General features: G+C 74.2%; 8 protein-coding genes. All 8 read right to left on the bottom strand.

Annotated elements, in window-relative coordinates:
• Positions 1-194: 194 nt before the first annotated feature.
• Positions 195-3023, bottom strand: coding sequence for a DEAD/DEAH box helicase (locus RKE29_RS08595; protein WP_312004483.1), 2829 nt, complete (start codon positions 3021-3023; stop codon positions 195-197).
• Between the two features lie 229 nt (positions 3024-3252).
• A complete protein-coding gene (gene tatC, locus RKE29_RS08590; RefSeq protein WP_312004482.1) occupies positions 3253-4227 on the bottom strand; it encodes a twin-arginine translocase subunit TatC in 975 nt (324 codons plus the stop codon).
• Between the two features lie 67 nt (positions 4228-4294).
• The gene (gene tatA, locus RKE29_RS08585) at positions 4295-4597 is read right to left on the bottom strand and encodes a Sec-independent protein translocase subunit TatA (protein WP_312004481.1); all 303 of its coding nucleotides are present in this window, start codon (positions 4595-4597) and stop codon (positions 4295-4297) included.
• A gap of 242 nt (positions 4598-4839) precedes the next feature.
• The gene (locus tag RKE29_RS08580; protein WP_312004480.1) at positions 4840-5043 is read right to left on the bottom strand and encodes a hypothetical protein; all 204 of its coding nucleotides are present in this window, start codon (positions 5041-5043) and stop codon (positions 4840-4842) included.
• Positions 5044-5177: 134 nt separating this feature from the next.
• Complete coding sequence (locus tag RKE29_RS08575; protein ID WP_312004479.1) at positions 5178-5429, bottom strand: hypothetical protein; 252 nt, start codon at positions 5427-5429, stop codon at positions 5178-5180.
• Between the two features lie 4 nt (positions 5430-5433).
• Complete coding sequence (locus RKE29_RS08570; RefSeq protein WP_312004478.1) at positions 5434-6402, bottom strand: WYL domain-containing protein; 969 nt, start codon at positions 6400-6402, stop codon at positions 5434-5436.
• Positions 6403-6421: 19 nt separating this feature from the next.
• Positions 6422-7393: a WYL domain-containing protein gene (locus tag RKE29_RS08565; protein WP_312004486.1), complete on the bottom strand. Its 972-nt coding sequence runs from the start codon at positions 7391-7393 to the stop codon at positions 6422-6424.
• Positions 7394-7554: 161 nt separating this feature from the next.
• Positions 7555-7926, bottom strand: coding sequence for an FKBP-type peptidyl-prolyl cis-trans isomerase (locus RKE29_RS08560; RefSeq protein WP_312004477.1), 372 nt, complete (start codon positions 7924-7926; stop codon positions 7555-7557).
• Positions 7927-7951 lie beyond the last annotated feature (25 nt).

The raw sequence follows: 7951 nt of genomic DNA, 5'->3' as shown, positions 1-7951 counted from the left end.
CCGTCCCGGGGGCCGGGCGCGGCGGCCCGGCGAAAGACGGCCCCCGGTCCGAACGGACAGAGCCACGGCGGCATCGGCCCGACGGACGGGAGCCGCGGGCCGGTGTCCGGCAGGCGCCCCCCGGGACCGGCGGCTGCGGCCCGGCGGGCGCCGACCGACCCCGGCGAGCCGCCCCGCGGCCCGCCCGGCCGGGGTCAGCCCACCGAGCTGTACGCCACCACGCCGCGCAGCATGCCGTCCACGGCCCGGCGCGCGTTGCGCGCCACCGTACCGCCCTCCGGGGCCGCCGCCGCCAGCTGGCCGAGCACGTCGATCACCTGCTTGCACCAGCGCACGAAGTCGCCGGCGGGCATCTCCACCTCGCGCAGCAGCCCGTCCAGGCCGTGCCCGGACGCCCAGCGGTACGCCGCCCAGGCGAATCCCAGGTCCGGCTCGCGCTGCCCGACCCCCTCCGCCTGGTTGATCTTGTGCTCCTCCTCCAGGGCGTCCAACCGCCCCCAGATGCGGACCATCTCGCCGAGGGCCGTGCGCGCCGGACCGGTGGGCAGCTTGGGCGGCAGCGCGTCGTCCGCCGCCCGCGCCTCGTACACCAGCGCGGACGCGCACGCGGCCAGCTCGGCGGGCTTCAGCCCCTCCCACACGCCGTCGCGCAGGCACTCGCTGGCCAGCAGGTCCAGCTCGCCGTACAGCCGGGCCAGCCGCCGGCCCTCCGGGGTGACCTCCTCGTCCCGCAGGTAGTCCAGCTCGGTCAGCAGCGCGCAGATCCGGTCGAAGGTGCGGGCGATGGTGTTCGTCCGGCCCTCGATGCGCCGCTCCAGCTGCCGGGTGTCGCGCAGCAGGCGGTAGTACCGCTCGCCCCAGCGGGCGTGGTCCTCGCGGTCGGAGCAGCCGTGGCACGGGTGGGCGCGCAGGGCGGCCCGCAGCCGGGCGATCTCGGCGTCGTCGGCCGCCGCCGAGCGCTCGGTACGGCGGCGGCGCACCGCGGCCTCGCCCGCTCCCTGGGCCTTGGTGCGCAGCGCGGAGGCCAGGTCGCGGCGGGACTGGGGGCTGCGCGGGTTGAACGACTTGGGGATGCGCATCCGCTCCAGCGGCTCGACGGGCACCGGGAAGTCGACCGCCGCGAGCCGCTTGACCTGCCGCTCGGCGGTGAGCACCAGCGGCCGCGGGCCGTCGTGGTGCTCGAAGCCGCGGTGGCCGTTGGTACGGCCCGCGGGCAGCCCGGGGTCCAGCACCAGCGCGAGCCCGGCGAACTTGCCGGTCGGCACGTGGATCACGTCGCCCGGCTTCAGCCGCTCCAGCGCGACCGCGGCCGCCGCGCGCCGCTGCGCCACGCCCTGCCGGGCCAGCTCCGTCTCGCGGTCCTTCAGCTCGCGGCGCAGCCGCGCGTACTCGTCGAAGTCGCCGAGGTGGCAGGTCATGGCGGCACGGTAGCCGTGCAGGCCCTCCTCGTTGCGCTGCACCTGCCGCGAGATGCCCACGACCGCCCGGTCGGCCTGGAACTGGGCGAAGGACGTCTCCAGCAGCTCGCGCGAGCGGTGGCGGCCGAACTGCGAGACGAGGTTGACCGCCATGTTGTACGAGGGGCGGAAGGAGGAGCGCAGCGGGTAGGTGCGGGTGCCCGCGAGGCCCGCCAGGGCGACCGGGTCCATGGCGCGCTGCCACAGCACCACGGCGTGGCCCTCCACGTCGATGCCGCGCCGCCCGGCGCGGCCGGTGAGCTGCGTGTACTCGCCGGGGGTGATGTCGGCGTGGGTCTCGCCGTTCCACTTCACGAGCTTTTCCAGCACCACCGAGCGGGCGGGCATGTTGATGCCCAGGGCCAGGGTCTCGGTGGCGAAGACGGCCTTGACCAGGCCCTGCACGAACAGCTCCTCCACGACCTCCTTGAAGGTCGGCAGCATGCCCGCGTGGTGTGCGGCGATGCCCCGCTCCAGGCCCTCCAGCCACTCGAAGTAGCCCAGGACGTGCAGGTCCTCGTCGGGGATGCCCGCGGTGCGCTCCTCGACCACGGCCCGCACCCGGGCGCGCGCCGCGTCGTCGTTGAGCCTCAGGCCCGCGTACAGGCACTGCTGCACGGCCGCCTCGCAGCCCGCGCGGCTGAAGATGAACGTGATCGCGGGCAGCAGGCCCTCGGCGTCCAGCCGCTCGATGACCTCCGGCCTGCCCGGCGTCCACAGGCGGCCGCGCTGGCGGCGCTCGCGCTCCCGGTCGGCCTCGCGCAGCGCGCGGCCGCGCCGCCGGTCGCGGCCGCCGACCGGTCTGCTGTTCTCCGAGCGGGCCAGCCGCACCAGGTCGGGGTTGACCTCCCGGCGCCCGGCGCCGGGGCCGCCGTCGCGCTCCTCGAACAGGTCGTACATCCGGCGGCCGGCGAGCACGTGCTGCCACAGGGGCACCGGCCGGTGCTCGGAGACGATCACCTCGGTGTCGCCGCGCACGGTGTCGAGCCAGTCGCCGAACTCCTCCGCGTTGGAGACCGTGGCGGACAGCGACACCAGGGTCACCGACTCGGGCAGGTGGATGATCACCTCCTCCCATACGGCGCCGCGGAACCGGTCGGAGAGGTAGTGCACCTCGTCCATCACCACATAGGCCAGCCCGAGCAGCGTCTGGGAGCCCGCGTAGAGCATGTTGCGCAGCACCTCGGTGGTCATCACGACCACCGGGGCGTCGGGGTTGACGCTGTTGTCGCCGGTCAGCAGGCCGACCCGGTCGGGACCGTAGCGCTTGAGCAGGTCGGTGAACTTCTGGTTGGACAGCGCCTTGATGGGCGTGGTGTAGAAGCACTTGCGGCCCTGCCGGAGGGCGAGATGGACGGCGAACTCGCCCACGATGGTCTTGCCGGAGCCGGTGGGAGCGGCCACCAGCACGCCCTTCCCGGCCTCCAGGGCCTGGCACGCCTCGATCTGGAAGGGGTCGAGATCGAAGTCGTACAGCTCGCGGAAGGGGGCCAGCGCGGTGGCCTGCTCGGCGGCCCGCTGGCGGGCCGCGGCATAGCGCTCGGCGGGAGTCAGCTCGTCGGTCATTGTGCCTACGAGCCTACCGGCCGCCTCTGACAGCGCACCCGATCTTTATCCCCGGCCGGATCGCACCCCGGTGCGGAGCATCCGGTCCGGCACATCCGGTCGGCACGCCCGGTCCCGCCGACCCCGGCCGTACGCGCGGGAGAGACCGCCGGCGGCCGGCCCCCGCCCGCGCGAGGCCCGCGCGTACGGCCGGGGCCGTGCGCGTACGGGGCCGCGGCGGGCGGCGGGGTCAGGTGGCGTCGTCGTAGCCGCCGCGCCGGGCGTTACCGGCCCCGTCGGCGTCGCTCCCCGGCTCCAGGGCGCGGCTGGCGGTGACCGGCTCGGTGTCGTCGACGCCCTCGGGCGTGAGGTCGACGCGGGACGCCTCGTCGTCGCTCAGCCCGAAGTCCGGGTCCGCGGCGGCCCGGCGCCCCTTACGGCGGTCGTTGAGCAGCGCGACGCCGACCGCGCCGAAGTACAGCACGGTGACCGGCCCGGCCAGCGCGAACATGCCCACCGGGTCCGTGCTGGGGGTGGCCACGGCGCCGAAGACCGTGATGCCCATGATCATGATCCGCCACCAGCCGAGCATCCGGCGTCCGCTGACGACGCCGCCGAGGTTGAGGAGGACCAGCACCAGCGGCAGTTCGAAGGAGAGGCCGAAGACCACGACCATGCGCGTGAGCAGGTCGAGGAAGTCGTCGAGCGGCAGGAGGTTGTTCGCCCCGTCGGGGGTGAAGTCGAGCAGCACCTTGGCGCTGGTCGGCAGGATCTTGTACGCGAAGAACGCGCCGCCGACGAACAGCGGCACACCGGCGCCGACGAAGGCGAGCGAGTACTTCTTCTCGTTGCGGTGCAGGCCGGGCGCGAGGAACGCCCACAGCTGGTAGAGCCAGACCGGGGTGGCGAGCACCACACCGGTCATGAAGGAGACCTTGAGCATGATCGTGAACGGCGACAGCAGACCGTTCACGGTGAAGTACGCGCACTTCTGCCCGCTTTTGTCGTCTCCGAGCTGCGACACCGAGACCCCGCCGCAGCCGACGGAGTCCAGCACCGGCCTCATCAGGAAGTCCACGATGTCCTGGTAGAAGAACATCGCGACGACCGTGACGACGCCGATCGCCGCCACCGACTTCAGCAGCCGGTTGCGCAGCTCACGCAGGTGCTCCACCAGGGGCATGCGCCCCTCGGGGTTCTTCTCCTTGCGGGCGGACTTGAGCAACCCACGTCCCCATCATCTCGTGCGTCGGGCGGTGGCGTCCGACCACCGGCAGCCGAGCGACCCTCGGTCAGGCTTGCGGCGTACGGTGGTCGGTCGGCTCGGCGACCGGGCGGGCGCTGGTCACGTCCCCGGGAGCCGCCTGGATCGTACGGTGTGCGGACTGGTCCTGCCCGGACTGGGCGGGGTCGTGGGGCGGGTCGGCGGGGGCGGGCTGCTGGCCGTCCGACTTCATCGCCTTCGCCTCGCTCTTGAGGATCCTGGCCGACTTGCCGAGGGAGCGCGCCATGTCGGGCAGCTTCTTCGCGCCGAACAGCAGGATGAGGACGACGAGGATGAGAATGACTTCGGGGGCGCCGAGCCTTCCGAACATAAGCGTTTACCTTCTCACCGAGGCGGCGTGGGTCGGACTGCCTTGGCCGGCCGGACCTGGGATCCGGCCGACGTGCTGCCAGCGCATCGTAACGCGCGGGGATGAACGCGGCGCAATGGTGCGGCGATCCCCGTGCGTACGCCCAGTTGCGGCCCGCCCGCCTCGTCACCAGGGCCGCCCCAGCAGCGTACCCGGCGCCCGCCGTCCGCTGGAGGGGTCGCGCCGGGTCGGCCGATCAGGCGTCAGTCGCGGCGGAGCGCGTCGACGTGGGCGCCCAGCGGCGCCGAGGCGCGCTCCAGGTCCTGCGCGGCGCGCGTGATGCGCTGCGAGCTGTCCGCCACCTGGCGGGCCAGCCGGCGCACTTCCACGTAGACCCGCACGGCGGGGACGGCGAGCACGGCGAGTCCGCACACGGCGAGGACGAGGGCGAGCATCGGCCACAGCATGGGAGGGAGCCTACCGGCAGGCGCCGACGGCGAGCGCCGCGGCGGGCCAGGGCCGCCCGCCCCGGCCGCCGTCTCGCACGCTGGAGAACCCACGGCCTCGCGGCCTGAAACGGCGCCCGCGCCCGGCGCCCGCCTCAGGCGGTGGAGTGCAGCCGCAGCGTCCGCACGCCGCCGCCGGTCAGCAGCTCCACGATCCGCTCGCCGGCCGGCTTGCGCACCGCGGACCCGCAGTCGGGACAGGTGAAGGAGTAGAACGTCGTGCGGTCGCTGGCGCCGATCGCCAGCCGCAGCGCGCCCGCGGCCAGCTCGAACCGGCCCCGGCACTGCGGGCACGCGGCCTTGAAGACCACGGCTGCGGCATTCCCCTCACGGGTCACTGCGGGCATCCCTTCACTCACCGTACGCCGCGAGCGCCTGCCGCGCCGCGTCCCGAGCACTGTCCGCGAGCCCTCGCGGGGAGACGATCCGGCCGTCCTTGCCCAGTCGCAGCGCCAGGCGCCGCAGGGAGGCCGGATCAGGGGTGCGCAGCGTGATCCGCAGGCCGCCGTCGGGCAGCTCCTCCGCGCTGTCGTGCGGGTAGTACTCCGCGACCCAGCGCCCCCCGGGGCCGGTCTCCACGACCACCTCCGGGTCCCCGGCCGCGGGCCGCACCAGGCCGGCCGACAGGTCGGCCAGGTCCGACGGCTCGATCGGCGGCGGGTCGGACGGCGCGTCGAGCAGCTTGATCTCCACCACCCGGTCCAGCCGGAACGTGCGCCGCGCCTCCGACAGGCGGCACCACGCCTCCACGTAGGTGTGCCCGACGGCGAACAGCCGGATCGGGTCGATCTCCCGTTCGGTGACCTCGTCCCGGGCGGGCGAGTAGTAGCGCAGCCACAGGCGGCGGCGCTCGGATATCGCCCGGTCGACCTCGGCGAACACGCCGCCCTCGGACTCGAAGGTGACCGCGAGCCGCGAGCTGGCGCCGGCCGCCTCGCCCGCCGCGGCCTCCAGCTTGGCGGTGGCGCGCAGCAGCGCCTGCCGGTCGCCCTCTCGCAACCCGGGCAGGGTGGCGACGGCGCGCGCGGCCACGAGCAGGGCCGTGGCCTCGTCGGCGGCCAGCCGCAGCGGCTCGCCGCCGCCGCCCGCCGCGTCCGGGTTGTGCCACCAGATCCGCTCGCCGTCGGTGTCGATGTCCAGCAGGTCGCCGCCGCGGAAGCTGGTGCCGCACAGCGGCAGCACGTCCAGGTCGGCGATCAGCTCGTCCTCGGAGATGCCGAAGGCGCGCGCGACGTCGGCGACCCGCGCGCCCGGGCGCTCGCGCAGGTACGTCACCAGGGAGAGCATCCGGCGCGTCTGGTCGATGGCGTTTCCTGCCATGGCGGTCGGCCCGTCCCCGTCAGGCCGCGGCCACGGCGCGCAACCGGTCCACGACGTCCGCCCGCAGGTCGGCGGGGGCCAGCACGACCACGTCCGGGCCGAACTCCACCAGCCAGGCGTCCAGGCCGTGCCCGTAGGGGATCTCCAGCTCGTCCCAGCCGCCGTCCAGCGGGCGGGTGGCCAGCGCCCTGGCCCGCAGCGGATAGCCGTGCCCGGCGCGCACCCTGATCCGGGCGGTGCCGGTCGCGGTCTCCCCCGCCCAGCTCTCCACGGTCTCCCGCACGGTGACGTGGTCGGGCACGTCCGCGGTGTACGCGCCGGACCGGGAGCGGACCCTGCCGGTGATCCGGGACAGCCGGAAGACGCGCTCGGCGGCGCGGTCGCGGTCCCACCCGGCCAGGTACCAGTGGCCGCGCCAGCACTCCAGGATCCACGGCTCGACCTGCCGCCGCTCGGGGCGCGCGGCACTCGACTTGCGGTAGTCGAAGACGACGGGGCGCCGGTCGCGGCAGGCGAGCATCAGCGGCTCGAAGGCGGCCTCGTGGACGGGGATGCGCGGCTGGAGCGCGCTGTGCCCCTGGGAGTCGTACGGGTCGTCGGCCAGCGGCATGCCGGCCGCGCGGAGCTTCTGCAGGGCGCCGCTGGCGGCCCCCGCGAGCCGGGCCTGCTGCCACACCTTGGCCGCCAGGCTCAGGGCGGCGGCCTCCTCGGCGTCGAGGGTGATGGGCGGCAGGCGGTTGCTGTCGCGCCGGGCGAGGTAGCCGATGTCGCCGTCGACGTTCTCCACCGTCTCGATGACGAGGCCGAGTTCGCGCAGGTCGTCCTTGTCCCGCTCGAACATGCGGTTGAAGGCGTCGTCGCTGCCCACCTCGTCGCCCGCGAGCCGGTAGGCCTCGATCGAGTCCCGCAGCTCGCGCTTGGTCAGCGGGCGCCGGGTGTCCAGCAGGCACAGGGCCAGGTTCATCAGCCGCTCGGCCTTGGCGATGGCCATCGACGCCTTCCCCCTGGTTCTCACGATCTTCCACGAACCCGTCGACCGATGACCGTACCGCTCCGCGACACCGGACGAAAGCCGAGAGCCCCGCCGGGTGGCCGGACTCTCGGCTGTCGCACACCCGTGCGCCCCCGCCGGCCCGGCGGGGGCGCACGGTGTCAGACGGATACCAGGTCGCAGACGAAGATCAGCGTCTCACCCGGCTTGATCCGGCTACCGGCGCCGCGGTCGCCGTAGGCCAGGTGCGGCGGGATGACCAGCTGGCGGCGGCCGCCGACCTTCATGCCCTGCACGCCCTGGTCCCAGCCGGGGATGACCTGTCCGGCGCCGAGCTCGAACTTGAGCGGGGCGCCGCGGTTCCAGCTCGCGTCGAACTCCTCGCCGCTGCTGAAGGCGACGCCGACGTAGTGGACGGAGACGATATCCCCGGCCTTGGCAGCCGGGCCCTGGCCCTCGTGGATGTCCTTGATCTCAAGCTGCGCCGGGGGCTCGCCGCCCGGGAAGTCGACCTCGGGCTTGTCGGTGCTCACGGAAAACCGCTCCTCGTCACGTGGT

The organism is Streptomyces sp. B1866 (genome assembly GCF_031932565.1).
Lineage (GTDB): Bacteria > Actinomycetota > Actinomycetes > Streptomycetales > Streptomycetaceae > Streptomyces.
Note: the sequence above shows the minus strand (reverse complement) of the source record. Positions and strands in the feature narration are given on the sequence as shown.

What these genes read in the sequence shown, in the direction of transcription:
- RKE29_RS08595 (WP_312004483.1), bottom strand. Translation starts at nt 3,023, where the DNA reads ATGACCGACGAGCTGACTCCCGCCGAGCGCTATGCCGCGGCCCGCCAG.
- tatA (WP_312004481.1), bottom strand. Translation starts at nt 4,597, where the DNA reads ATGTTCGGAAGGCTCGGCGCCCCCGAAGTCATTCTCATCCTCGTCGTC.
- RKE29_RS08580 (WP_312004480.1), bottom strand. Translation starts at nt 5,043, where the DNA reads ATGCTGTGGCCGATGCTCGCCCTCGTCCTCGCCGTGTGCGGACTCGCC.
- RKE29_RS08575 (WP_312004479.1), bottom strand. Translation starts at nt 5,429, where the DNA reads ATGCCCGCAGTGACCCGTGAGGGGAATGCCGCAGCCGTGGTCTTCAAG.
- RKE29_RS08570 (WP_312004478.1), bottom strand. Translation starts at nt 6,402, where the DNA reads ATGGCAGGAAACGCCATCGACCAGACGCGCCGGATGCTCTCCCTGGTG.
- RKE29_RS08565 (WP_312004486.1), bottom strand. Translation starts at nt 7,393, where the DNA reads ATGGCCATCGCCAAGGCCGAGCGGCTGATGAACCTGGCCCTGTGCCTG.